Source organism: Wenzhouxiangella psychrophila (genome assembly GCF_042310375.1).
Lineage (GTDB): Bacteria > Pseudomonadota > Gammaproteobacteria > Xanthomonadales > Wenzhouxiangellaceae > Wenzhouxiangella.
The window spans coordinates 37,955-63,067 of sequence record NZ_JBHJMQ010000011.1 but is presented as its reverse complement, the minus strand read 5'-3'; the positions used below and the strand labels follow the sequence as shown (position 1 = coordinate 63,067).

The following is a 25,113-nucleotide window of genomic DNA, read 5'->3' as shown; positions in this document are numbered from 1 at the left end:
CCTGTGGATCGGCCTGTCTCCTTCCACGCGAGATCACTTTTTCACGTCCTTCCAGAACTCCTGGTAAAGCAGCCATGCGATGAAGGTAAATACAACCAGGAAAAGCAGCACCCAGATTCCCATCTTCTCGCGTTTGAGCACGGATGGCTCAGCGGCATAGCGCATGAATGCCACGAGATCGCGCATGTGATCGTCATACTCTTCGGGCGACAACTTGCCCTCTTCGTCGAGCTCCAGGCCAACGATCTCGACATGCTCGACACCTTCTTCGTCGGTGTGCGACTCCGTGATCGGCCGCTGGATGCCCTGCAGCTCCCACAGCACGTGCGGCATGGAAGCGTTGGGCATGACGGTGTTGTTCCAGCCGTCTTCGGTCAGGTAGAAACTCTTGAGATAGCTGTAGATCCAGTCCGCACCGCGGGAGCGCGCGGTCAGCGTCAGATCCGGCGGAGCGATACCGAACCACTCCTCGGCCTCTTCCGCGTTCATCGCGCTGTTCAAGGGATCGGCAACTTCCTGGTTTCCGCTGAGCAGGAACTTCTGGACTTGCTCCTCGCTCAAGTCGAGATCCTCGACCAGACGGTTGTAGCGCAGGTACTGCATGGAATGACAGCCCAGGCAATAGTTGACGTACATCGCCGCGCCGCGCTGGAGGGATGCCTTGTCATGAACGTTGACATTGGCATTTTCCAGGCCTTCGCCGCCGGCGGCGGCAAAAGCGAAGCCGGAAGCCAGCATGGCGGCGGCTGCAAGAATGTATTTGAGTCTCATCACTTGGTCACCCGATCCGGTTCCGGTTTGGTTGTCTCGAATTTGGTCACGAACGGCAGCAGCGCGAAGTACGCGAAGTAGTAAACCGTCCAGATACGCGACTCGAGCGTCTGCATGGCCGTGCCATCGCCCAGCGCAAGCATGCCGAGGCGAATGAAACCGACCACGAAAAGCGCCAGCATGATCTTGCTCGGCAGGCCCTTGTAACGGATCGAACGCACCCTCGAGCGGTCCAGCCACGGCAGGAAGAACAGCACGAAGATGGCTCCTCCCATCACCACGACGCCCAGGAACTTGTCGGGAATCGCCCGCAGCATGGCGTAATAGGGCGTGAAGTACCACACCGGCACGATGTGCTCGGGCGTGACCAGCGGATCGGCCGGCACGAAGTTGTCCGGCTCGAGGAACAGGCCGCCCATCTCCGGCGCGTAGAACAGCACGAAGGCGAACAGGATCAAGAAGACCCCGGCCCCGAACAGATCCTTGACCGTGTAGTAGGGATGGAAGGGAATGCCGTCGAGCGGCCGGCCCTTCTCGTCCTTGTGCTTCTTGATTTCGACGCCGTCAGGGTTGTTGGAGCCGACTTCGTGCAGCGCTACCAGGTGCAGCACGACCAGGGCCAGCAGCGCCAGCGGCAGGGCCACGACGTGCAGCGCGAAGAAGCGGTTGAGCGTGGCGTTGGAGATCATGTAATCGCCGCGGATCCACTCGACCAGGACATCGCCGACTTCGGGAATGGCCCCGAACAGCGAGATGATCACCTGGGCACCCCAGTAGGACATCTGGCCCCAGGGCAGTACGTAGCCCATGAAGGCCTCGGCCATCAGCACCAGCAGAATGAATACGCCGAGGATCCAGATCAGTTCGCGCGGCTTGCGGTACGAACCGTACAGCAGGGCGCGGAACATGTGCAGATAGACGACGATGAAGAAGAACGAGGCGCCGGTCGAATGCATGTAGCGGATCAACCACCCCCACTCGACATCACGCATGATGTATTCGACCGACCCGAATGCCAGGTCGGCCTGCGGCGTGTAGAACATGGTCAACCAGATGCCGGTGACCAGCTGGTTGACCAGCACCAGCAGCGCCAGCGACCCGAAGAAATACCACAGGTTGAAGTTCTTGGGCGCGTAATACTCGGTCAGGTGCTCTCGCCAGGTCTTGCTGACCGGCAGACGCTCGTCAACCCAGGCGCCGACGGCCTGCACGTTCTTGCTGAGATTGCTCGCGGGCTTGGCCATGATCACGCTGCTCCTTCAGGACCGACACCGATCATGACGGTGTTGTCGTCAACGAAATGGTACGGGGGAATCACGAGATTCAGCTGGGCCGGCACCCCGCGATAGACGCGCCCGGACAGGTCGAACTTCGACCGGTGGCAGGGGCAGAAGAAGCCGCCGCGCCACTCGGCGTCGAACGGCTGCGCCTCGACTTCCGGCAGCACCTGCGGGATGCAGCCCAGGTGCGTGCAGTGAATATTGGCCACCAGGTACTCGGGCTTGATCGACCGATGCACGTTTTGCGCATAGCCCGGCTGCTGTGTCTCGACCTCGGATTCTGGATCGGCCAGCTTTTCGTTGAGCTCGGGCAGGTCGCTGATCATGCGCTCGCTGCGGCGCATGATGCCGATCGTCTGGCCGCGCCACACGACGCGCATGATCTGGCCCGGCTCCAGGTTGCCGATATTGACTTCGACCGGCGCGCCGACGAGGCGGGCCTTGGCGCTCGGCTTCCAGGACGCGGCAAACGGCCAAATAGCCAGACCGGCGCCGACGGCGCCCACCACGCCCGTCGTCCAGGTCAACAGACGACGCCGCCCGGGATTCTCCGGTGGCTGCGTGGAAGCAAGATCAGTTTCCGACATGGAACACTCCCAATAGCAAGATCATTCATAACCGCCGGACAAGTCTACTCCTGGCAATGCCTGGCGACGCTTCACCCGAAAGCGCCGGCAGGGGCCATTCCAGGTATCGACTACCGAATTTCCGGAACGAGAAGGCAATCAGCCGACTATTTTAGCGAAAAATTAAGCAAATACTCAATTCCGCGCTGGTATCCTTCGATATTCGGGACGAAAATACCAGACCACATCAAGACCGTCCGGGATATTCCCGGCGGTTCCCTACGTCAATACAGTCACTTAGCTTGACAGACCCGCCCTGGCCAATTCCATGACGCGCATCATCCATTTCGCCGTGCAGTTCGTGATTATCGGCTTGGCCGTGGCCTTTGTCCTCGTCTGGCTGTGGCCCGAACTGCTCCCGGCCGGCCGTCAGCAGGAGCCGGGCTCGCCCGCCACTTCGTACGCCGATGCCGTCAACCGCACGGCGCCTTCGGTGGTCAGCGTCTATACCCGCACCATGGTCACCGAGCCGCTCGGACTGGAATTTTCCGACCCGCTTTTCAATCGACTATACCGCGACCGCACGGTCACCCGGCCACGCCGCGGCCTGGGCTCGGGTGTGATCATTTCCAGCGACGGCCTGATTTTGACCACCCAGCATGTCATCTCCGATGTCGATGACATCCTGGTCGCGCTTTGGGACGGACGCGTCGCCGACGCCAGCGTGGTCGGCTCCGACCCCGCCACGGATCTCGCCCTGTTGCGCGTGAACCTGGAGGACCTTCCCGTGGCGACGCTGGCCGGCGACGACGACCTGCGCACCGGCGACGTGGTGCTGGCCATCGGCAACGCGTTCGGACTGAGCCACACGGTCACCATGGGAATCGTCAGCGCCACCAGCCGCGGGCATCTCAGCCTGGCGTCACACGAGGACTTCATCCAGACCGACGCGGCCATCAACGCCGGCAATTCCGGCGGCGCGCTGATCAACCCCAATGGCGAAGTCGTCGGCATCAACAGCGCCTCGATGGGGCAGGATACCGGCGCACAGGGCATTTCTTTCGCCATTCCCGCCACGGTGGTGCGGCGCGTGACCGAACAGATCATCGAGTACGGGCGCGTCACCCGGGGCTGGATAGGCGTCGAGCTGAGCGACGTCAGCCTGCGGCTGACGTCGGCCGAAACGTTGCAGCCGGGCGCCCGCGTCATCCAGATCCAGAGTGAAAGCCCGGCCTGGCAGGCCGGTCTGCAGCGCGGCGACGTGCTCGTCAGCGCGGACGGCCAGCAAGTCCAGAGCGCACGCGAGGTGATGCAGCAGATTGCAGGCTCCGAGCCGGGCTCGGAAATGGAGCTGGAAGTTCTGCGCGGCAACCAGGTGTTCACCACGAGCGTGGAGCTGAAGCAGCAGCCGCCGCCACAGGAGTGACCGGGGTTGGCTGGTTCGCTTGTTCGCTGGTTGGCTGGTTCGGCGCGGAAGGCATTGCGGGGCCGCTACGCGGCGAAGTCAGGGTGCAGATTCACGCACCCGCTAGGTAGACGCGGCCATGCCGCCCACCGCTGGGTGACGATGCCGAACAAGCCAACCAGCAAACAAGCAAACCAGCCAACAAATCCCAGCCCGAAGTCATGCGATAATCCGGCGCCCGCACGCCGCAACCGGAGCCACCCGAGAACATGAGCATCAAATCCGACCGCTGGATTCGCCGAATGGCCGAAGAGCACGGGATGATCGAGCCGTTCGAGCCCGGCCAGATCAAGCAATCCGAGGACGGGCAAAAGCGGATCTCCCACGGGACGTCCAGCTACGGCTACGACGGGCGCTGCGCCAGCGAATTCAAGATCTTCACCAACATCAACACCGCCATCGTCGATCCCAAGAATTTCGACGACAAGAGCTTCGTGGACTTCACCGGCGATGTCTGCATCATCCCGCCCAACTCCTTCGCCCTGGCGCGCACGGTCGAGTACTTCCGCATCCCGCGCAACGTGCTCACCATCTGCCTGGGCAAATCGACCTACGCGCGCTGCGGCATCATCGTCAACGTCACCCCACTGGAGCCGGAGTGGGAGGGCCACGTCACCCTGGAGTTTTCCAACACCACGCCGCTGCCGGCGAAGGTCTACGCCAACGAAGGCGTCGCCCAGTTCCTTTTCCTGGAATCCGACGAGGCCTGCGAGACCTCCTACGCCGACCGGGCTGGCAAGTACATGGGCCAGCGCGGAGTCACCTTGCCCAAAGCCTGAAACATCAAAAGCTTTGGAACCACGGAAGACACGGAATTCACGGAAGAACAAGAAGAGATTCGATCGAAAAATTCGAACTAAGCCTGTTTTTATATTCCGTGTTTTCCGTGGTTAGCCGGTTTTTCTGATCCCGGAAACGCCTAATCCGTAATCTTGATCTTCGGCATCCGCACCTTCGCTTCGCGCGATTGAGTGGACAAGCGGCCGGCGACGCGGCGCGCGATTTCGCGAAAGCGAAGGGCGGCCGGGTGCCCGGGCTGGGAAACGACGATGGGCGTGCCCTCGTCGGTCGTTCGCCCCACCTCCGAGATGAGCGGCAACTGGCCCAGGTTGGGCACACCAACCTCGCGGGCGATGCGCTCACCGCCGCCACTGCCGAAAACGGCATCCTCGTGGCCGCAGTTGGAACAGATATGCGTGCTCATGTTCTCAATCACGCCCAGAACCGGCACCTTGACCTTGTTGAACATGGCCACGGCCCGGCGCACGTCGTCGACGGCAACCTCCTGCGGCGTCGTGACTGTCACCGCCCCGGCCACCGGAATCCGCTGTGCCAGCGTGAGCTGGATATCTCCGGTGCCCGGCGGCAGGTCGACGATGAGGTAATCGAGCCCCTCCCAGAGGGTCTCGGAAACCATCTGCTGGAGCGCCTGCGTGGCCATCGGCCCGCGCCAGATCATCGCCTGGTCGGTATCGACCAGCACACCGATGCTCATGACCTGTAAGCCATGAGCCTGCATCGGCAGTATCCGGCGACTCTCGGTCGTTTTCGGACCGCCTTTCAATCCCAGCATTCGTGGTTGGCTGGGGCCATAAATGTCGGCGTCGAGCACGCCGACACGGGCACCTTCGGCCACCAGGGCCAGGGCCAGGTTCGCGCTCACCGTGGACTTGCCCACGCCGCCCTTGCCGGAGGCCACGGCGATGATGTTGCGAACGCCTTCGACCGGATCAAGGCCGCCCTGGACCGCGTGCTGGGGAATCTGCCAATCGATATCGACGGTCACTTCATTGACCTCGCCGCCGTCGCGCAGCCGCTCGGTCACCACATCGGCAAGCTCGTCGCGCCAGCCGGCCGCCGGGTAGGCCAGGCGAATATCCACCGCCGCGCGCCCATCGCTGACCGCCACACCGCGAACCGAATCGCCCAGCGGCCGGCCGGTATTGGGATCCTCGATAGCAGCGACGAGTGACTTGAACTCCTCGTTATCCATGTCCGAAATGCCCTGACTGAATCTGGACCGATATTGTACTCGTTTGGCTGGTTCGCTGGTTCGCTGGTTCGCTGGTTCGCTGGTTCGCTGGTTCGGCAATTGTGATGCTGGCGCCGATCCTTTCGCGGCAAAGCCGCGCTCCAATGCAATTCCTTGCCGAACCAGCCAACGAGACAACCAGCCAACAAGCAAACCTTCCCAGTGCATGCGATAATTTTGCGCACGCTCCAATCCATGCCGAAACCCGACACCATGACCACCCCGCGCCGCCTCCTGGTCACCGCCGCCCTGCCCTATGCCAACGGTTCGATTCACATGGGGCACATGCTCGAGTACATCCAGACCGATATCTGGGCCCGGTTCCAGCGCGCAATGGGCAACGAAGTCGTCTTCGCCTGGGCCGACGATGCCCACGGCACGCCGATCATGCTGCGTGCCGAGAAGGAAGGCATCAGCCCCGACGAGCTGATCGAGCGGATGCACGCCGAGCATCTGAAGGACTTCGAGGATTTCGCCCTGTCCTTCGATAATTTCTCTTCGACGCACACCGACACCAACCGCAAACTGGTCGAGCGCATCTGGTCGGCACTCAAGGATCGCGACGCCGTACGGACTGAAACGATCGAGCAGTACTTCGACACCGAACGCAACATGTTCCTGCCCGACCGTTTCATCAAGGGCAACTGCCCGCGATGCGGGGCGGAAGACCAGTACGGTGATTCCTGCGAATCCTGCGGTGCGACCTACGAACCGACCGAACTGGCCGATCCCCGCTCGGTCGTTTCCGGCAGCACGCCGGTCATGAAGGAGACCGAGCACTATTTCGTCACGCTTTCGGCCTTCAGCGACAGCCTCAGGCAATGGATCCGCTCCGGCGCCCTGCAGGAGGAGGTTGCCAACAAGCTCGAGGAATGGTTCACCGACGGCTTGCGCGACTGGGACGTCACCCGCGACTCGCCCTACTTCGGCTTTCGCATTCCCAATACCGAGGACAAGTTCTTCTACGTCTGGATGGACGCGCCGGTCGGCTACCTGGCCAGCTTCATGGAGCTGTGCGAACGTCACGGCTGGGACTTCGAAGACTGGCTGCGGCCCGGCTCCAATGCCGAGATGCACCATTTCATCGGCAAAGACATCATCTACTTTCACTGCCTGTTCTGGCCGGCCATGCTCGAAGGCGCCGGACTGAAGCGCCCCACCGGTGTCTATGCCCACGGTTTTCTGACCGTCAACGGCACCAAGATGTCGAAATCGCGCGGCACTTTCATCATGGCGCGCACCTGGCTGGAGCACCTGCACCCGGATTACCTCCGCTACTACTTCGCCGCCAAACTGGGCTCGGGCCTGGTCGACATCGACCTCAATTTCGAGGACTTCCGCTACCGGGTCAATTCCGACCTGGTCGGCAAGCTGGTCAACATCGCCAGCCGCTCGGCGGGATTCATCCACAAGCTCGGCGGCGGCAAGCTGGCGGCCGAGCTGCCCGACCCCGAACTGCACCAGCGCTTCGTCGGCGAACACCTGGCCATCACCGAGGAATTCGAGAAGCGCAACTACCATTCGGCCATTCGCCGCATCATGGCGCTGGCCGACGAGGCCAACGTCTATATCAACGAACGCGAGCCGTGGAAGCTGGCCAAGCAGGAAGGTCGCGAAGAAGAGGTCGTGGCGATCTGCACCCAGGCGCTCAACCTGTTCCGGCTGCTGATGACCTGGCTTTCTCCAGTCATTCCGCAAACCGCCGGGAAGGCTGCCGAATTCCTTGACACGCGCCTCGACGATTTCAACCTGATCGGCGATCCGCTGCTCGATCACGAGATCAACAAATTCAAGCCGTTGCTTCAGCGGGTCGAGGAAAAGCAGACCGAAGCGCTTCTCGAAGCAAGCCGCGAATCACTGGCCAAGTCAGACGGCAAGAAACCGGAATCCGACCAGACAAAAGTAGACGACAACATGATCCAGTTCGACGAATTCATGAAAGTGGACCTGCGTATCGCCCGCATCGAGCGCGCCGAGGAAGTCGAAGGCGCCGACAAGCTACTGCGCCTGCAGCTCGACTTGGGCGAAATGGGGCAGCGCCAGGTCCTGGCCGGCATCCGCGGCCACTACGAGCCGAGCGAACTCGACGGCCGCCTGACGGTCGTGGTGGCCAACCTCGAACCGCGCAAGATGCGCTTCGGCACTTCCGAGGGCATGGTGTTGGCAGCCAGCGACGGAGACGGCCGGCCGTACCTGCTTTCTCCGGACAGCGGCGCCGAACCCGGTATGCGCATCAAATAAGGTAAGCCGTGCAAGAAAAATCTTTTCAACGCAAAGACGCAAAGACGCGAAGAGATCAAAAAAGCAGCAGCCAGCCAGTATCTGCTTTTGCTTTTTTATTTCTTTGCGTCTTCGCGTCTTTGCGTTTACAAGGTTTTTTACACAACCCCGCTGACAGCTGAAGCGCATGGACCTGGTGCTGATCGTCATATCGGCCGCGCTGGTCAACAACTTCGTTCTGGTCCAGTTCCTTGGCCTGTGCCCCTTCATGGGCGTGTCGAACAGCGTCTCTTCGGCCTTCGGCATGTCGGTGGCCACCGCCTTCGTGCTCACCCTGGCCTCGGTGGCCAGCTACATGGTGACCGAATGGCTGCTCGTACCGCTGGACCTGGCGTACCTGCGCATCATCGCCTTCATCCTGGTGATCGCGGCGCTGGTGCAGCTGACCGAACTCTACATGCGCCACGCCGCGCCGCTGCTGCATCGGGTACTGGGAATCTATCTGCCCCTGATCACTTCCAACTGCGCCGTGCTCGGCGTGGCGCTGCTCAACGTACGCGAACAGAACAGTTTGCTTGAGTCGGCTTTTTACGGTTTCGGCGCCGCCCTGGGCTTTGGCATGGTGCTGGTCACGCTGGCTGCCGCTCGCGAGCGTATCGCCATGGCCGACGTACCGGAAAGCTTTCGCGGCGCCCCCATCGGCCTGATCACCGCCGGCCTGATGGCGCTGGCCTTCATGGGCTTTGCCGGGTTTGCAAAGTTATGAGGCTCTTCTGAAGGCTCTCTGAAACAGGCACTGCTAAGATAGGGGTCTATCCGGTTTCGCTTCACGCGAGGAGTACCACCATGAGAACCATCCTGTTATCGATCAGCATTTTCCTGCTGGCCGCCTGCAATTCCGAAACGGCGACCAGCACCGATCAAGAGACGACGTCGGCCGATACCGACACCACGACCGCCACAGAGAGCACATCGGAAAATGCTCAGGCAGACACAACCGAACCCGAAGAGGAAAACACCGCCTCCTCAGAAACGACAGAAACGGCGGAAACACGCGACCGCGAGGCACCGCACCTGGAGCCGGCTTTCGCGGGCCAGACGCGCGCACCGATTCCTGACGAGAGCGAAGACTGGGCGCTGGAGACCGTGGCGGAGGGGCTCGAACACCCCTGGGCCATCGAGTTTCTGCCCGACGGCTCGATGCTGGTCACCGAACGGCCGGGCCATCTGCGTCACGTGAGCGCCGACGGAAGCGTCTCCGAGCCTCTCGCCGGCGTACCCGAGGTGGACAACCGCAGCCAGGGCGGCCTGCTGGACGTGGCGATCGCGCCCGATTTCGAGTCGAGCCGCACGATCTTCCTGAGCTTTTCCGAGCCGCATGAAGACGGCACCAACAATACTGCGCTGGCCCGCGCACGCCTGAGCGAAGATCACTCCGGCCTCGAAGACGTCGAGGTCATCTTCAGCCAGCAGCCGGCCGTGGAATCGACCGGCCATTACGGCTCGCGCATCGTGTTTGAAGACGAAGATACGCTCTGGCTCACCATGGGTGACCGCCAGGGCCATCCCGTGCGGAAAAACGCCCAGGACCCGACCAATCACATCGGCACCGTCGTGCGGCTGAATTTCGACGGCTCCGTGCCGGAAGACAACCCCTTTGTGGATCACGCGGAAAATGCCCCGGAAATCTTCTCGTACGGCCACCGCAATATCCAGGCCGCAGCCAAAGACGCCGGAGGCAAGCTCTGGACCATCGAGCACGGCCCGCGCGGCGGCGACGAACTCAACCGCCCGGAAGCCGGGAAGAACTATGGCTGGCCGACCATCTCCTACGGCGTCGAGTACCGCGGGGGCGACGTCTACGAGGGCCGCACCGAAGCCGAAGGCATGGAGCAGCCGGTGTATTTCTGGGATCCGGTCATCGCACCTTCCGGCATGGACTTCTACACTGGCGAAGCCTTTCCGGCCTGGCAGGGCGACCTGTTCGTCGGCGGCCTGCGCGAACAACGGGTCTCGCGCCTGGTTCTGGACGACAACCGTGTGGTCGGCGAGGAGTGGCTGGAAATCGGCAGCCGCGTACGCGACGTAACGACCGGCCCGGACGGCGCCATCTATCTGGTTACCGACGAATCCGACGGCCAGGTGCTGCGCATCGTGCCCGACAACGGCTAAAATCCTGCGGCGGCCCGGCCTCATCGCCGGGCCGCTTTCCAACCGAGGGAACTCGATCATGAAAGACCGCAGCCCGGTGCTGCGCGAAGCCAGCATCAAGCCGGAGGTCATTCGCTACCAGATGTGGGCAACGGCCATCCTGATGACCTGTATGGTGGTCACGATCCCGCTCATGCCCCTGATCCTGCCGATCGTTTACTTCTTCACCAAGCGCTATTACGCCCGGCTCGAGATCGTCCTGACCCGGCGCGATCTCAAGGTCCGCCGCGGTATCTGGAACGTGGAGGAGAAAAGCGTGCCCCTTGAGAAGATCACCGACCTGGCGCTCAACCAGGGGCCGATCATGCGTCTTTTCAACATCAAGGGCATGAAGGTCGAAACCGCCGGACAGTCCTCGGAAGGTGCGCTGGTCACCATTACCGGCATCGACGGTGTGGACGACTTTCGCGACGCCGTTCTCGACCAGCGCGACCGCGTCAGCGACTGGCAGGACGAGGATGACAAACCAGCGCAGCCGCAAGCCGAAACATCCGAAGAGGCAACAGCCGGATCCCTGGAAGTGCTCGGCGAGATCCGCGACAGCCTCAAGCGCATCGAACAAAACCTGGCAGGCCGCAGCGACTGATGTCCGACCGGAACGACCCGGCCGGCAGTACCGATGAGCTGCCGTTTGCCGCCCCTTGCCGAAGCCTGTCCACGACCGAACCGTTCGGGTGGCTGAGGCTCGGCTGGGCCGACCTGAAGGCAGCGCCCCGGCAAAGCATGTGCTACGGCGCCATCATGCTGGCGCTGAGTTATTTCATCACCGCGGCCACCTGGTTTTTCGGCAATATCGGCCTCTACCTGGGGCTGGTTTCCGGGTTCGTCTTTGTCGGCCCCTGGCTGGCGCTCACGCTTTACTCGATCAGTCGCCGGCTGGAAGAGGGACGGCGGGTCAGCCTGGGACGAAGCCTGGGCGATGCCGCGCGCGCGGTCGGCAACGCGCTCGTCTTTGCCGTCATCCTGACCGTCGTGTTCCTGGTCTGGGCCCGGGCCGCGACCATGGTGCACGTCTTCTTCCCACCCACCGAGAACCCCGGCTGGTCGGAGCTGCTGCCCTTCCTGGCCGTGGGTACGGCGGTGGGGGCGGTATTCAGCGCGATCGTCTTCGCCGCCAGTGCGTTTTCGCTGCCGATGCTGATGGATCGCCGCACCGACACGGTCACCGCCGTTGTCACTTCGATCAACGCCGTATTGAGAAACAAGGGGGCGATGGCGGTGTGGGCCGCCATCATCGTGGGTTGCGTGGTGGTGGGTGCGGCCACAGCCTGGCTTGCCTTCATCGTGCTGCTGCCCCTGATCGGCCATGCAACCTGGCACGCCTACCGGCGCACGGTCGATGCCAGCCAGTGGCCCACGATTGGCGATTAAGGAGCCCCTGAAAAACGTAGCGAGCGGGTGGCTGACGGTGGCCGCCGGAGCGCAGGAACCGCAGTGTATGTGGGAATACATGAGGATTCCGAGCACGCGTTTCACGGCGCTGCGCCTAGGCTCCTTTCCTGCGGAAAGCCGCCAAGGCTCGCTGCCTACGCTGCCGGACGCCGTCAGGCGCACGCGCAGTAGTTTTACAGGGGCTCCTCAGGAAGCTTGTTCCTTGGTTTCATGCTCAGTGCCGGGTTCGTGTTCCGGCGGGGAGTAGGTGGTATAGAGCTTCAGCATGCCCGAACCCGTGTTTTTGAAGTTGTGCCAGGTTCCCGACGGCACGATGCTGACATCGCCGGCGTGCACCTTCTCTTCTCGATCGCCGATCTTGGCCACGCCTTCGCCGTCGACAAACCACAGCAACTGATCGTGACCTTCGTGCACCTCGCCGCCGATCTCGTCGCCTTCGGGGATGGCCATCAGCACCAGCTGGCTGTTATCGCCGGTCCAGATCACCTTGCGGAACTCGTCGTTGTCCCTGGCCAGTTGCATGATGGGCAGGGTCGTCCTGTTCGTCTCGTTCATTGTGTGTCCTCATGATTCAGATGACGGTTGTTATTGTGCCCCATATTAGCGACGTTGCATTTGCTTCATATCAACGGCCACGCAACCGATTCAATCGCACTATCATGACGGCATGGTCACTGCCATCCTGACACTGACGGCCATGGTGCTCGTCATCGGGGCCGCCCTGCTGTGGATCAGTCACCGGCTGGCACCCGACGAGGACAGCCTGGTCGAGCAGATCAACGAGCGCCTGCCCCAGACCCAGTGCGCACAGTGCGGCTACCCGGGCTGCCGACCCTACGCGCAGGCCATCGCCGACGGCGAAGCCGACATCAACCAGTGCCCGCCCGGCGGCGAGGAAGGCGTCAGGAAACTGGCCGAGCTGCTCGACGTCGAGCCGAAACCGCTCGACGAGACCTGCGGCGAGCACAAACCGCCGATGGTCGCCGTTATCGACGAAGACCGCTGCATCGGCTGCACGCTTTGCATCCAGGCCTGCCCGGTCGATGCCATTCTGGGCGCACAACGGCAAATGCACACCGTTATCGAAGCCGAATGCACCGGATGTGAACTTTGCATCGAGCCCTGCCCGGTCGACTGCATTGACATATTCGAGGAGCCCCGGCCGTGGCGCTGGCCGCGGCCGGAACCGATCCCGATCCGGATCCGGGAGGCGGCGCATGGATGACCTGCTTCCCGGCGACCGGATCCATGGCTTTCCCGGCGGGCTGAAGCTGGCGCATCACAAGGCGATTGCCTGCCAGCGACCGGTTGAACGACCGCCCATGCCAGGAAGGCTGTTCATCCAGGTCGTGCAGCACCAGGGTGAGTCAGGCCGACTGCTGGTCGAGCCCGGCGAACGGGTGGCCAAGGGCCAGCCGTTGACCGCGGCGGGTGACGATTTCATCGTGCCCGAGCATGCGCCGACCTCCGGCACCATCGAGGCCGTCGCCGACCACCCGGCCGCTTTCCCGCCGGCAGGCACCCAACAGGCCATCGTGCTCGTACCCGACGGCCGGGACGAGTGGATCGACTGCAACCCCCTTCCGGACTGGCGCAATGCATCCGGGACGGCCATCGTCGACCACCTGCATCGAGCGGGCCTGGCCGGACTCGGCGGCGCCATGTTTCCCACCGCCGCCAAGCTCCGCGGCGACTGGCCCGATATCCACAGCGTCATTCTCAACGGCGCCGAGTGCGAGCCCTGGATTGCCTGCGACGAAATGCTCATGCGCGAGCGCGCCCGGGAAGTGATCGAAGGCGGCCTGATCCTGGCGCGCGCAGCCGGCGCCGAAAGGGTCGTCGTCGCCATCGAAGACCGCATGGGCGCGGTCGAAGAGAAGCTGCGCGACGCCCGTCGTGAGCTCGATGCCGAAAAGAAGGTGCGCATTCGCAAGGTCTTTACCGTCTATCCCGAAGGGGGGGAGCGCCAGATCATCCAGGCCCTGACCGGCCGCGAAGTGCCCCATGACGGCCTGCCCCAGGATCTGGGCGTCATTGTTCACAACGTCGGCACCGCGGCAGCAGCATGCGAAGCTGTTGTCGAGGGGAAGCCGCTGGTCGAGCGCATCGTCACCGTCACCGGGCCCGGTATCGCCGAGCCGCGCAACCTGCTCGCTCTGATCGGGACGCCCTTCAGCCATCTGGTCGAAGCCGCGGGCGGCTACCACGGCGATGTCACCCGGCTGGTGCTCGGCGGCCCGATGTCGGGCACGGCCCTGGCCGACGACGATGTCCCGGTCACCAAGGGCAGCAACTGCATCCTCGCCCTGACCCGCGAGGAAACCGCACCGACGCAGCCAACCCTGCCGTGCATCAACTGTGGCGAATGCGTACGCGTCTGCCCGGCCCGGTTGCTGCCGCAGACCCTTTTCAGGCTGATCGAGGCCGAAAACTACGACGATGCGGCCGACTACGACCTGCCCGACTGCATCGAATGCGGTTGCTGCGCCGCCGTATGCCCAAGTCACATCCCGCTGGTGGACTACTACAGGCACGGCAAGGACGAACTGACGCGACGCCGCCTCGACCGGCGCCAGGCGGCACTGGCAAAACGACGCTACGAGGCGCGCGAGGAACGACTGCTGCGAGAAAAGGAAGCACGCCAGGCGAAGCGCCGTGAACGCGAAGAGAAGCTCAAGCGTTCGGAAACGGACGCCCAGGACGAAATCCAGGCGGCCATCGAACGTGCGAAGCGCAACAAAAAGTCATGAAAACCTTTGTCCACAGATGAACACAGATAAACACAGATTATTGACTGGGTCTTCTGTCATCCCCTGCTTATGTCAGATTGACTCCAGCATCGCGGCAGCACCTGAACGCAATCAAACAGGTTCTTTTATCTGTGTTCATCTGTGTTCATCTGTGGACGATTTTTCCAGACAAGAACAACGATGAAGTTCGAGCTCGCCGGTGCGCCTCATCAGCCGCCCGCCGCCAGCGTAGGCGGGATCATGCGGCAGGTACTCTATGCGCTGGTGCCGGCGGTTACCGCGCACGTGTGGTTCTTCGGTTACGGCATCCTGTACCAGATTGCTCTGGCCGTCGGTTTTGCCGTGGCCTTCGAAGCGGTCATGCTCAAGCTTCGCGACCGCCCGGTCGGGCTGTTCCTGTGCGACTACAGTGCGGTAGTGACCGGTGTGCTGTTCGCGCTGTGCATGCCGCCGCTGGCGCCGTGGTGGATCGCCGCCATCGGCATGCTGTTCGCGATCGTTGTCGCCAAGCATCTCTACGGCGGGCTCGGCTATAACCTCTTCAACCCGGCCATGGTCGGCTTCGCCGCAGTGATCATCGCCTTTCCGCTCGAGCTCAGCCAATGGCTACTGCCCCGCTCCCTCTCGCCGGGCCTGCCGGGCCTGATCGAGACTGCGCAAGCCATTTTTACGGGCAGACTGCCCGCCGAAACGGATTGGGACGCCGTCACCGGCGCCACGCCGCTGGATCAACTCCGAACCGGGGTGCGCGAGAACCTGCTGGTCGCTGAAATCCGCAACGCTCCGATCTTCGGCGACTTCGGCGGCCGGGGCTGGGAGTGGATCGCCAATTTCTACGCGCTTGGCGGCCTGTACCTGCTGTGGAAGCGCGTCATTTCCTGGCATGTTCCCGTGGCGGTCCTCGCAACCACCATCATGGTGTCCGCGCCCCTTTGGCTGCTCGGTCCCGACACGAACCCCTCGCCGCTGCAGCACATCTTCTCGGGCGCCCTCGTGCTGGCCGCCTTCTTCATCGCCACCGATCCCGTCAGCGGCTGCAGCACGATTCGCGGCAAGCTGATGTTCGGCGCCGGCGTGGCCATTCTCACCCTGGCCATCCGCCGATTCGGCGGCTACCCCGACGGCGTGGCCTTCGCCATACTGCTGATGAACATGGCCGCGCCGCTGGTTGACCGCCTGACCCGGCCGAGGACTTATGGACACTAGCACCATGCGCCCCGCACTCATCCTGGCCGGCCTCGGTCTGGCGGCCGCAATACTGCTCGCCGGGCTCGACCAGCTTACGCGTGAACGGATCGCTGACGAACGCAAGCAACGCGCGCTCTCGGCGGTTTCGGCAATGTTGAGCGGGATCGAGTACGACAATGATCTGCTCGAGGACACGACGAGCCTTTCCGTACCCGAACTGGCCGACCCGGTCACGATCTACCGAGCCCGGCTGCGCAGCCAGCCGGTCGCGGCGGTGATGGACGTGGTCACACCGGCCGGTTACAGCGGCGATATCCGCCTGCTCGTCGCCGCTGATATCGAGGGCACGGTGCTGGGTGTGCGCATACTCGAGCATCGAGAAACACCCGGCCTGGGCGACAAGATCGAGCGCGGCAAGAGCGACTGGGTCGAGCAGTTCGAGGACACGTCACTGGAGAATCCACCCGCGAAAGACTGGGCTCCGGATCGCAGGGACGGCGCCTTCGATACGGTCACCAGCGCGACAATCACCTCGGCGGCCGTCATCGACGCGGTCAAGCGCGTTCTGCGGGCGTTCGAATCCAGCAAGAGGAATCTGTTTGAAACCGCGGAAAACAAGGAAGACACGGACTAAAATTTAAGCTGGTGCGATTTCCGTGCGTTCCGTGGTTCCATGTTTTTTCAAAATGACAAATGACAAAAGCTGAATCAAAACGCATCTGGCGCAACGGGCTCTGGGACAACAACCCGGGCCTGGTGCAGTTGCTGGGGCTGTGCCCGCTGCTGGCGGTCTCCAACACGGCCGTCAACGGCCTGGCGCTGGGCCTGGCAACGCTGCTGGTTCTGGTGGTTTCAAGTGGCCTGGTCTCCACGCTGCGCTCGACCTGGCAGCCCGAGCTGCGCATCCCCGCCTTCGTGCTGATCATCGCCTCGACAGTGACCGCCATCGATCTGTCGATGCAGGCCTGGCTGCACGAGCTCAGCCGCACCCTTGGCATTTTCGTGCCGCTGATCGTGACCAACTGCACCATCCTGGCCCGCGCCGAGGCTTTCGCCTCGAAACAGCCGGTGGGCGCCAGCCTGGTCGATGCACTGGCCCAGGGCGCCGGCTTCGCCGCCGTGCTGATCGTGCTTGGTGCTGGCCGTGAAATCGTCGGTCAGGGCACCCTGCTGGCCGGCGCCGACATGCTCTTCGGCGAGGCGGCGGCCGGCTGGACGATTCCAATGCTGCCTTTCGACCAGGGCCTGCTGCTGGCCGTTCTGCCGCCGGGCGCCTTCATCGGCCTGGGGCTGCTGGTCGCACTGCGGCAATACCTGGTGAACCGGCCGCGGCAGGCTGGCGTAGAATCGCGCCCTTCCCCATCATCCGCCGCACCCACCGCCCCATGAACAAGGCCGACCGCGAAGAATTCTTCCGCCGACTCCGTGAACTCGACCCCCACCCCACCACCGAGCTCGAGTACGACACACCCTTCGAGTTGCTGGTGGCGGTCATTCTCTCGGCCCAGGCCACCGACGTGGGCGTCAACAAGGCCACGCGCCGGCTGTTCCCAGTGGCCAATACGCCCGAGCGCATTCTGGCGCTCGGTGAAGAGGGGCTGAAGGACTACATCAGGACCATCGGCCTGTTCAATTCCAAGGCGAAGAACATCATCCGGACCTGCCGCGACCTGGTCGACAAACACGGCGGCGTGGTTCCGGACAACAGAGCCGAACTGGAGGCCCTGGCCGGCGTGGGTCGCAAGACGGCCAATGTCGTTCTCAACACCGCCTTCGGCCAACCCACCATGGCCGTGGATACCCACATCTTCCGCGTTTCCAACCGCACCGGCCTCGCGCCCGGCAAGACGCCGCTGGCGGTCGAGAAGGCACTGCTGAAACGCGTACCCGAAGCCTATCTCAGGGACGCCCACCACTGGCTGATCCTGCACGGGCGCTACACCTGCAAGGCGCGAAAACCGCTGTGCGGGCAATGCCCGGTCTATGACCTGTGCCGCTGGCGCCAGAAACAGCGCCATTTCGACGCCACACGGCCCGAAAGCGCCTGAAGCAGGCCTTCACGGCGAGCCCATCACGCTACGTAAATCCCCGTAGCGCATATTTAACGTACCAGTGCTAGAGTATTGACGAACATCAAGTTCTGATGTTTGCCCTTATTCCAAACCCTGGAGGATCAGTCATGAGTGATAAAAAGTATCTGCTAACCGCCATCAGCACCGTTGCCGCCGCCTCGTTTTCCCTGAGCGCGATGGCATCGCAGGATGCCGGCACCAACCCGTTCCAGGCCGAAGACCTTCCGGCCGGTTTCCAGGTCTCCGCCGACGACCACAAGGAAGGCAAGTGTGGTGAAGGAAGCTGCGGCGAAGACAAGGACAAGGAAGGCAGCTGTGGTGAAGGTTCCTGCGGCGAAGACAAGGACGAAGAAGGCAGCTGCGGTGAAGGTTCCTGTGGTGAAGACTCCGGCGACGACAAGGATGAAGAAGGCAGCTGCGGTGAAGGAACCTGCGGCACCGTTTGATCCTTGATTTAGTATGTCGAGCGCATCCACTTTCAATCTGAACGGAGCGGGGCTGGGTCTCAGACGCGGCCTGCTTGAACCCCTCCTTCAGGCCGATCTCTCAGAGGTCGGCTTCATGGAGGTCGCTCCCGAAAACTGGATCGGCGTCGGCGGCCGCCTCGGCCGCCGCTTCGCCGAGTACACCGAGCGCTTCCCTTTCGTGTGTCACGGGCTATCGCTCTCCCTTGGCGCGCCCGAACCGCTGGACCGCGGCTTCCTGGAGCGGGTCCGCCGCTTCCTTGACCAGCACGACATCAAGGGCTATTCCGAACACCTGAGTTACTGTTCCGAGCACGGCCATCTTTACGACCTGATGCCCATTCCCTTTACGGAAGAAGCCGTCGACTGGGTTGCTTCGCGAATTCGTGAAACCCAGGACATCGTCGGCCGGCGCATTGCGGTGGAGAATATTTCCTACTATGCAACGGTTGGCGCCCGGATGAGCGAGCTGGAATTCATCAACGCCGTGCTCGAGAAGGCCGATTGCCTGCTGCTTCTCGACGTCAACAACATCTACGTCAACAGCGTCAATCACCGTTACGATCCGCATGAGTTCCTGGCCGGGCTGCCCGCCGACCGAATCGCCTACATCCATGTGGCCGGCCATCACAATGAGGCCGAGGACCTGATCGTCGACACGCACGGCGCCCCGGTCATCGACCCGGTCTGGCAGTTGCTTGCAGAGGCCTACCAGCGGCTCGGCGCGGTTCCGACCTTGCTCGAGCGTGACTTCAATTTCCCCCCGGCCGAAGAACTACTCGCCGAGGTTTCCCATATTCGCAACTTGCAGCACGAACATGCCCCCGCACAACAACAGCAATTCGCCTCCTGAAAGTCTGCTCGCCCTGCAGCGACAGTTCGCAGGGCATATTCGTGATCCCGAGCATATACAGGCTCCGGACGGCCCGGAGGATCGCCGCCTGGCAATCTACCGACGGCTTTTTTTCGGCAACCTGAGCAACCTGTTCTCGAAGAACTTCCCGGTACTCCACAGGATTGTCGAGCGCGAGCGCTGGCAGTCCCTGATCCGGGAGTTTCTGGTCGAGCACCGCTCGACCACGCCGATGTTTACCGAAATCGGCCGGGAGTTCGTGCGCTTTCTCGAGGAAGACAAACCCGATGGGCTGCCGCCATTCGCGCTGGAACTGGCGCACTGGGAATTCCTGGAGACCTGTGTACGACTGGCCGAAGCCGATCCCACCAGGGTCAGCTGCGACCCCGAAGGCGATCTGCTGCCAGCACCCATTGAGCTCAACCCGACACTGCGGCTGGCACAGTACCAGTGGCCGGTGCACGAAATCTCACCGGACAACCAGCCCCGCCAGCCGCTCGAGCAGCCGCTGATCCTGGCGGCCTGGCGCCGGCGAAACGATCGCACTGGTTTCATGAAGCTCAACGCAGTGACTGCCCGCTTATTGGAAATCATCGACCAGGAGCCCGAGCTGTCGGGACAGGCGGCCCTGGAGAAAATCGCCGGTGAAATGCGGGCACCCGACCCGCAGGCAATCGTGCAGTCCGGCCGCTCCATGCTCGATCGGTTGCGCGAGCGCGAAGTCATACTCGGTTCGCGTTCCAGCGCCAGTCAATAGATCGCTTCGACCTGCCAGCCACGCTCCCTGAGTAATTCGACCAACCCATCGTCGCCTTGCAGGTGCAGCGCACCCACGGCGATGATCAGCCCGCCGACTTCCAGCCAGGGGTCGGCCCGCTCGAGCATTCGCCGATTGCGTGCTGCCAGGCCCCGCTCGTCGAAGTAACGCACGATGCGCTCGTCCAGCCCCGCCATCTGCTTTTCGGCCAGGCGGTCGAGCCGCTGGAGATCGCCGTCGAGATAGGCCGATACCAGTTGCTCGAAAACGGCCTCGTGTGCGCCGTGGTCATCAACGGTCTCGCGGATCAGGCTGAGCTGATCTTCCATCGAGAGGCCAGCGAGAAAATCGATCTGCTCGTCGACAGTTTCCAGGGGCACCACGTCGAGCCCGGCACCCTGGGCACGATAGGAGATCATCAGGTCCATGTACATCCCCGTCTCGGGCGGCGGTGTTGCCAGGGTCAGCGCCACGGCCCAGGGCCTGAGCCGGTTGACGGCCGAACGGGTCATACCGTACTTGTCGGTCAGGATGTCCACGACTTTCCCGTGAAGTTCGGCGTCGAGCACTTCGTCCAGGGGCTGCTCGGAGGCCATGGCCCGCTGCAGGCGCTCGAGCATTCTGCTGTCGGGCACGAGCTCGAGCGCGATTCGCTCCGCGTCCCCCATTGCATCAACGAGCGGCTCCGGCCATTCGAGCAGCCGGGGATCCTCGCTATGCATCGTCCCCAGCAGCCAGTTCTGCCGTCCGTTGTCGTCGGTCACCGACCAGAATACCTGGGCCGGCGCCGCTGCCGGCAGGAGTGCCAGGGCGAGGAGGATGGCCCACGTCCTGATCCGTCTATGGTCAAACGGAAGACGGTGCATTATCCTGACTCTTTTGCCTGCGTTCATTCTTCATGCCTTCAATCGTCAACCGCTTTCGCGGTTTCCAGCCCGTGGTCGTCGACGTCGAAACCGGCGGCTTCAACTCGCGTACCGATGCCCTTCTCGAACTCGCGATCTGCATCATCGAAATGGACGACGACGGCTGGCTTTCGCCCGGCGAGGTCATGATGCAGCATATCAAGCCCTTCGAGGGCGCCAACATCGAGGAAGCCGCGCTGGAGTTCAACGGCATCCGTCCCGATCATCCGCTCCGGCCGGCCGTCAGTGAACGCGACGCGCTCAAGCACCTGTTCCTTCCCGTTCGCCACAGCCTGCGCGAGACCGGCTGCAAACGGGCCGTGCTGGTCGGCCACAACGCGCATTTCGACCTGGGCTTTCTCAATGCCGCGATCGAACGCACCGGCTACAAGCGCAACCCCTTCCACCCGTTCAGCTGCTTCGACACCGCCACGCTTGGCGGCCTGGCCTATGGCCAGACGGTGCTGGCGCGGGCGGTTGCGGCCGCCGGCCTGGACTGGGACAAAAGTCGCGCACACTCGGCCGCCTACGATACCGAGCGCACCGCAGCGCTTTTCTGCAACATCGTCAACCGCTGGCGTCACCTCGAGGAAATGGAAGAAGACAACGGCTAACGCTCCGGCACCAAATTTTCACGCCCTTGAAAGGAAGGGTTTATCATTCCAATGTAGTTTCATGAAAGAGTTTGCTTCATTCGCACGCAACGGAGGATCGCACCATGGCTTTTGAGCTTCCCGACCTGCCCTACTCGATGGACGCGCTGGCCCCGAACATTTCGGCCGAGACGCTGGAATATCACTACGGCAAGCACCACCAGACCTACGTCAACACGCTCAACGACATGATCGACGGCACCGAGTTCGCCGACATGCAGCTCGAGGACATCGTGCGCAAGTCCTCCGGCCCCATGTTCAACAACGCCGGCCAGATCTGGAACCACAACCTCTACTGGCGCTGCATGACGCCCAACGGCGGCAAGGAACCGGAAGGCAAGCTGGGCGAGCTGATCCAGCGCGACTTCGGCGACTACAACCGCTTCGTCGATGCATTCACGCAGGCCTGCGTCAAACGCTTCGGCTCCGGCTGGGGCTGGCTGGTCCAGACGCCGGACGGCAAGCTGGACATCACCTCCACGCCGAACGCGGAGAATCCGCTGCTGAGCGACAATACCGCCCTGCTGGGTTGTGACGTGTGGGAGCACGCCTACTACATCGATTATCGCAACGCACGGCCCAAGTACGTCGAAGCCTTCCTGGAAATTGTCGATTGGGATTTCGTCGCCTCACGCCTGCGCGACTGACCATTGAAAGCCTATCCGTCGACCGGCGGCGTGCTCACGCCGCCGGTCAGCGGTAGAATGACCGCATCTTTCGATCCTCGACGGATTTGATGACGCATCTGTTCGATACCTATGCGCGCATGCCGGTGCGCATCGTCCGCGGTGAAGGCGCCTGGCTGATCGACGAGAAGGGCCAGCGCTACCTCGACGCCATTTCCGGCATCGGCGTGTGCAGCCTGGGGCATGCTCACCCGAAGCTGGCCCGGGCGATCGCCGAGCAGGCGCACAAGCTCATCCACACCGCCAACATTGTCGAGTTGCCGTTGCAGGAACAACTCGGCGACGCCCTGGCCGACATCAGCGGGCTGGACCGAGCGTTTATCGCCAATTCCGGCGCCGAGGCGATCGAATGCGCCCTCAAGCTCTCGCGCCTTCACGCCCACGGCAAGGGAATCGACACTCCGGCAGTTCTGGTCGCCGAACACAGCTTTCACGGCCGTACCCTCGCGGGCATCAGCGCCTCGGGCAACGCGGCCATCCAGGCCGGCTACGGGCCCTTGGTCGACGGCTTCGTGCGCGTGCCCTTCGGCGACACCGGGGCCGCTGAACGTGCCTTCGCGGAAAACCCGAACATTGTCGCCGTGCTGGTCGAGTCCATCCAGGGCGAAGGCGGCGTGCACGTACCGCTCGAGGATTATCTGCCGAGCCTGCGCCGCCTGTGTGACAAGCACGACGCCCTCCTGATGCTCGACGAAATCCAGAGCGGCATGAACCGGACCGGCCGCTGGTTCGCTTATCAACACCACGACGCATTACAACCCGATGTCGTCACCGTCGCCAAGGCGCTCGGCAACGGCGTGCCGGTCGCGGCATGCCTGGCGCGTGAAGAGGTCGCCGCGCTGATGAAGCCCGGCAGCCACGGCACGACATTCGGCGGCAATCCGCTGGCCTGCCGAGCCGCGCTGACGGTCATCGATGTCATGCGCGAGGAATCCATCGGTGAGCGTGCCGAGCGCGCGGGACGCCGCCTTGTCGACACCCTGCGCCAGCATCTCGAAGGTCTCGCGCCAATCCGGGATATCCGCGGCCGCGGGCTGATGGTGGGCATCGAGCTTGACCGAGACTGCGCTGAACTCAAGGCCGACGCGCTCGCCGCCGGCGTGATCATCAATGTCACCCGCGGCCGTACCGTCCGCCTTCTGCCGCCGTTGATCGTCAGCGACAAAGAAATCGACCGCATCGCGGAAGTCGTGGTCCACTGCATCCGCGAGCGCTACTGCCCATGATTCTCGAAGTCGACGACATCTGGCTCGGCTACAGCGAGGGCAACGTCATTCGCGGCCTGAGCTTCGAACTCGACGAGGGTGAGATCGGCTGCCTGCTCGGGGCCTCGGGCTGCGGCAAGACCACTGCATTGCGGGCCATAGCGGGTTTCGAACCGCTGCAAGCCGGCGAAATTCGCATCGGCGGGAAAGTCGCCTCGACGCCGGACTTCCGGCTCGCGCCGGAGAAGCGCAGCGTCGGCATGGTCTTCCAGGATCACGCGCTTTTTCCGCACCTGGACGTTGCAGGCAACGTCGGCTTCGGCCTCCGTCGTCTGTCGCGCACAGAACGAGCCGGGCGCATCGACGAACTGCTGGCTCTGACCGGCCTCGACGGCTACGCCCACCGCTACCCGCACGAACTGTCCGGTGGCCAGCAGCAGCGCGTCGCCCTGGCGCGGGCACTGGCGCCGGAGCCGGCCGTTTTGCTGATGGACGAACCGTTCTCCAACCTCGACGCCCGGCTGCGGCGCCACATGGGCGAGGAGGTCCGTAACATTCTCAAGGCCCGCGGAACGGCCACCCTGATGGTCACGCATGACCAGCAGGAAGCCTTTGCGCTGGCCGACAAGGTGGGCCTGCTCAAGGACGGCCGCATGCTGCAGTGGGACTCGCCCTACCAGCTCTATCACCGCCCTGCGAGCCACTACGTGGCCGCATTCACCGGCCGCGGCAGCTACCTGAAAGCGCGCGTGGAGGAAGAGGTACTGGTTCACGGCCTCGGACGCTCACCGATACCGTCCGACCGTCCCGAGGGCGATGAGCTGGCGCTGCTGATCCGCCCCGACGATATCCGGCCCGACGCCAACGGCCCCCGCGCCCGGGTCATGGCGCGCCAGTTCCAGGGCGCCCAGATCCTGTATCGCCTGGTGCTGGACACCGGCGAGGAGATCGCCGCGCTGTTTCCCAGTCACGACGACTACGCCGTGGACGAAACCATCGGCGTCACGCTGGACGCTCGCCACCTGGTGTTGTTCCCAACGGCACAGGCCGAATCCTTCATCACCCCGTCGAACCCCAATGGCCACTGAAAAGGGCAACACCCCGGCGCTGTATGTCGTCTGCCTCGGTGGGCGTGCTCCCGGCTCCAAGGTGGAACTGCACGACATCGCATTCGCCGTCGGCCGCGATCTCGAGTCAACGCACGAGCAATTGCTCGATCAGTGGTTCGGCAACCCGGAGGGCCTGCACGTCGACGCCTGGACGCGGGTCGAGCAGGTTCCGGGCTACCGCGTGTTCTTGTCGGACAAGCCGGCGGACAATGGCATACGGCTGTACTTCGTCAATATTGGCGGGTATGCGCCGGGCGAACTGTGGGAGCGTCATGCCTACGCGCTGTATGCGGGGCAATCGGTCTCCGAGGTCAAAAAGCGCGCCCGGAAAGAACTGCTGGTGGGCCGCGATTCCGTCCACCGCGACGATCTGTACGACGTCGACGATATTCTGGAGGTCCGTGCCGACGACTGGCACATTCATCTCGAAGCCGACCCTGCCGCCGGGGAACCGGCCGTCACCAACGGTTATTTCCCGGTTCCGGGCCGCACGATTGCCGAATGGCGATCGAAGCAGGCCGAAACCTGAAACCC

The 25,113-nt window shown here is 63.0% G+C and carries 27 protein-coding genes; 21 read left to right on the top strand and 6 right to left on the bottom strand.

Features of this window, described 5'->3' with window-relative positions:
- Positions 1–33: 33 nt before the first annotated feature.
- The 3 genes from ACDC66_RS13225 to petA are packed head-to-tail and all read right to left on the bottom strand — an operon-like array spanning position 34 to position 2,638.
- On the bottom strand, positions 34–771 hold the full coding sequence (locus ACDC66_RS13225; RefSeq protein ID WP_376697201.1) for a cytochrome c1: 738 nt from the start codon (positions 769–771) through the stop codon (positions 34–36).
- Positions 771–2,015, bottom strand: a complete 1,245-nt coding sequence (locus ACDC66_RS13220) for a cytochrome b (RefSeq protein ID WP_376697200.1) — start codon at positions 2,013–2,015, stop codon at positions 771–773. Before ACDC66_RS13220 ends, ACDC66_RS13225 begins: the two co-directional genes overlap by 1 nt.
- Positions 2,016–2,017: 2 nt before the next feature.
- A complete protein-coding gene (petA, locus tag ACDC66_RS13215; RefSeq protein WP_376697199.1) occupies positions 2,018–2,638 on the bottom strand; it encodes a ubiquinol-cytochrome c reductase iron-sulfur subunit in 621 nt (206 codons plus the stop codon).
- Between the two features lie 307 nt (positions 2,639–2,945).
- Between petA and ACDC66_RS13210 the strand changes: the two genes are divergently transcribed.
- Both ACDC66_RS13210 and dcd read left to right on the top strand, forming a co-directional pair.
- Positions 2,946–4,043, top strand: a complete 1,098-nt coding sequence (locus ACDC66_RS13210; RefSeq protein ID WP_376697198.1) for a S1C family serine protease — start codon at positions 2,946–2,948, stop codon at positions 4,041–4,043.
- A gap of 248 nt (positions 4,044–4,291) precedes the next feature.
- The gene (dcd, locus tag ACDC66_RS13205) at positions 4,292–4,861 is read left to right on the top strand and encodes a dCTP deaminase (protein ID WP_376697197.1); all 570 of its coding nucleotides are present in this window, start codon (positions 4,292–4,294) and stop codon (positions 4,859–4,861) included.
- Positions 4,862–5,001: 140 nt separating this feature from the next.
- On the opposite strand, the gene apbC is transcribed toward dcd, so the two are convergent.
- Positions 5,002–6,084 carry an iron-sulfur cluster carrier protein ApbC gene (apbC, locus tag ACDC66_RS13200; protein ID WP_376697254.1) on the bottom strand — a complete coding sequence of 361 codons (1,083 nt, stop codon included), beginning with the start codon at positions 6,082–6,084 and terminating at the stop codon, positions 5,002–5,004.
- Positions 6,085–6,309: 225 nt separating this feature from the next.
- Here apbC and metG point away from each other — a divergent pair, with 225 nt between their 5' ends.
- From metG to ACDC66_RS13175, 5 genes are all read left to right on the top strand, one after another.
- Positions 6,310–8,355: a methionine--tRNA ligase gene (gene metG / locus ACDC66_RS13195; RefSeq protein WP_376697196.1), complete on the top strand. Its 2,046-nt coding sequence runs from the start codon at positions 6,310–6,312 to the stop codon at positions 8,353–8,355.
- Between the two features lie 166 nt (positions 8,356–8,521).
- Positions 8,522–9,100, top strand: a complete 579-nt coding sequence (gene rsxA, locus ACDC66_RS13190) for an electron transport complex subunit RsxA (protein ID WP_376697195.1) — start codon at positions 8,522–8,524, stop codon at positions 9,098–9,100.
- Positions 9,101–9,180: 80 nt separating this feature from the next.
- Positions 9,181–10,506 carry a PQQ-dependent sugar dehydrogenase gene (locus tag ACDC66_RS13185; protein WP_376697194.1) on the top strand — a complete coding sequence of 442 codons (1,326 nt, stop codon included), beginning with the start codon at positions 9,181–9,183 and terminating at the stop codon, positions 10,504–10,506.
- 58 nt (positions 10,507–10,564) lie between these two features.
- Complete coding sequence (locus ACDC66_RS13180) at positions 10,565–11,131, top strand: PH domain-containing protein (protein ID WP_376697193.1); 567 nt, start codon at positions 10,565–10,567, stop codon at positions 11,129–11,131.
- Entirely contained in the window at positions 11,131–11,916 is a 786-nt protein-coding gene (locus ACDC66_RS13175; RefSeq protein WP_376697192.1) for a DUF2189 domain-containing protein, read from the top strand. Before ACDC66_RS13180 ends, ACDC66_RS13175 begins: the two co-directional genes overlap by 1 nt.
- 207 nt (positions 11,917–12,123) lie before the next feature.
- Here the strand turns inward: ACDC66_RS13175 and ACDC66_RS13170 are convergent, their stop codons facing one another.
- The gene (locus tag ACDC66_RS13170) at positions 12,124–12,492 is read right to left on the bottom strand and encodes a cupin domain-containing protein (protein ID WP_376697191.1); all 369 of its coding nucleotides are present in this window, start codon (positions 12,490–12,492) and stop codon (positions 12,124–12,126) included.
- 112 nt (positions 12,493–12,604) lie between these two features.
- On the opposite strand from ACDC66_RS13170, the gene rsxB reads away from it, so the two are divergent.
- The 9 genes from rsxB to ACDC66_RS13125 all read left to right on the top strand — a co-directional run bounded on the left by rsxB (position 12,605) and on the right by ACDC66_RS13125 (position 20,021).
- Positions 12,605–13,162 (top strand): electron transport complex subunit RsxB, encoded by a 558-nt coding sequence (rsxB, locus tag ACDC66_RS13165; RefSeq protein WP_376697190.1) that lies wholly within the window; start codon positions 12,605–12,607, stop codon positions 13,160–13,162.
- Entirely contained in the window at positions 13,155–14,687 is a 1,533-nt protein-coding gene (rsxC, locus tag ACDC66_RS13160) for an electron transport complex subunit RsxC (protein ID WP_376697189.1), read from the top strand. Before rsxB ends, rsxC begins: the two co-directional genes overlap by 8 nt.
- Positions 14,688–14,867: 180 nt before the next feature.
- Positions 14,868–15,893, top strand: coding sequence for an RnfABCDGE type electron transport complex subunit D (locus ACDC66_RS13155; RefSeq protein ID WP_376697188.1), 1,026 nt, complete (start codon positions 14,868–14,870; stop codon positions 15,891–15,893).
- Positions 15,894–15,897: 4 nt separating this feature from the next.
- Positions 15,898–16,509, top strand: a complete 612-nt coding sequence (locus tag ACDC66_RS13150; protein ID WP_376697187.1) for an RnfABCDGE type electron transport complex subunit G — start codon at positions 15,898–15,900, stop codon at positions 16,507–16,509.
- A gap of 59 nt (positions 16,510–16,568) precedes the next feature.
- Entirely contained in the window at positions 16,569–17,264 is a 696-nt protein-coding gene (locus ACDC66_RS13145; protein WP_376697186.1) for an electron transport complex subunit E, read from the top strand.
- Positions 17,261–17,923, top strand: a complete 663-nt coding sequence (nth, locus tag ACDC66_RS13140) for an endonuclease III (protein WP_376697185.1) — start codon at positions 17,261–17,263, stop codon at positions 17,921–17,923. Before ACDC66_RS13145 ends, nth begins: the two co-directional genes overlap by 4 nt.
- Before the next feature lie 131 nt (positions 17,924–18,054).
- Positions 18,055–18,393 (top strand): HvfA family oxazolone/thioamide-modified RiPP metallophore, encoded by a 339-nt coding sequence (locus ACDC66_RS13135; RefSeq protein WP_376697184.1) that lies wholly within the window; start codon positions 18,055–18,057, stop codon positions 18,391–18,393.
- Positions 18,394–18,406: 13 nt separating this feature from the next.
- Entirely contained in the window at positions 18,407–19,264 is an 858-nt protein-coding gene (locus tag ACDC66_RS13130) for an HvfB family MNIO-type RiPP peptide maturase (protein ID WP_376697183.1), read from the top strand.
- Positions 19,230–20,021, top strand: a complete 792-nt coding sequence (locus ACDC66_RS13125; RefSeq protein WP_376697182.1) for an HvfC family RiPP maturation protein — start codon at positions 19,230–19,232, stop codon at positions 20,019–20,021. The genes ACDC66_RS13130 and ACDC66_RS13125 overlap by 35 nt, the downstream gene beginning before the upstream one ends.
- Here ACDC66_RS13125 and ACDC66_RS13120 read toward each other — a convergent pair.
- The gene (locus ACDC66_RS13120) at positions 20,015–20,887 is read right to left on the bottom strand and encodes a TraB/GumN family protein (RefSeq protein ID WP_376697181.1); all 873 of its coding nucleotides are present in this window, start codon (positions 20,885–20,887) and stop codon (positions 20,015–20,017) included. The two genes, ACDC66_RS13125 and ACDC66_RS13120, sit on opposite strands and share 7 nt — an antisense overlap.
- Positions 20,888–20,919: 32 nt before the next feature.
- Between ACDC66_RS13120 and rnt the strand changes: the two genes are divergently transcribed.
- The 5 genes from rnt to ACDC66_RS13095 all read left to right on the top strand — a co-directional run bounded on the left by rnt (position 20,920) and on the right by ACDC66_RS13095 (position 25,108).
- A complete protein-coding gene (rnt, locus tag ACDC66_RS13115; RefSeq protein WP_376697180.1) occupies positions 20,920–21,540 on the top strand; it encodes a ribonuclease T in 621 nt (206 codons plus the stop codon).
- A gap of 104 nt (positions 21,541–21,644) precedes the next feature.
- On the top strand, positions 21,645–22,226 hold the full coding sequence (locus tag ACDC66_RS13110) for a superoxide dismutase (protein ID WP_376697179.1): 582 nt from the start codon (positions 21,645–21,647) through the stop codon (positions 22,224–22,226).
- Positions 22,227–22,315: 89 nt separating this feature from the next.
- Complete coding sequence (locus tag ACDC66_RS13105) at positions 22,316–23,491, top strand: aspartate aminotransferase family protein (protein WP_376697178.1); 1,176 nt, start codon at positions 22,316–22,318, stop codon at positions 23,489–23,491.
- Positions 23,488–24,558, top strand: coding sequence for an ABC transporter ATP-binding protein (locus ACDC66_RS13100; protein WP_376697177.1), 1,071 nt, complete (start codon positions 23,488–23,490; stop codon positions 24,556–24,558). Before ACDC66_RS13105 ends, ACDC66_RS13100 begins: the two co-directional genes overlap by 4 nt.
- Positions 24,548–25,108: a DUF1543 domain-containing protein gene (locus ACDC66_RS13095; protein WP_376697176.1), complete on the top strand. Its 561-nt coding sequence runs from the start codon at positions 24,548–24,550 to the stop codon at positions 25,106–25,108. The genes ACDC66_RS13100 and ACDC66_RS13095 overlap by 11 nt, the downstream gene beginning before the upstream one ends.
- Positions 25,109–25,113 lie beyond the last annotated feature (5 nt).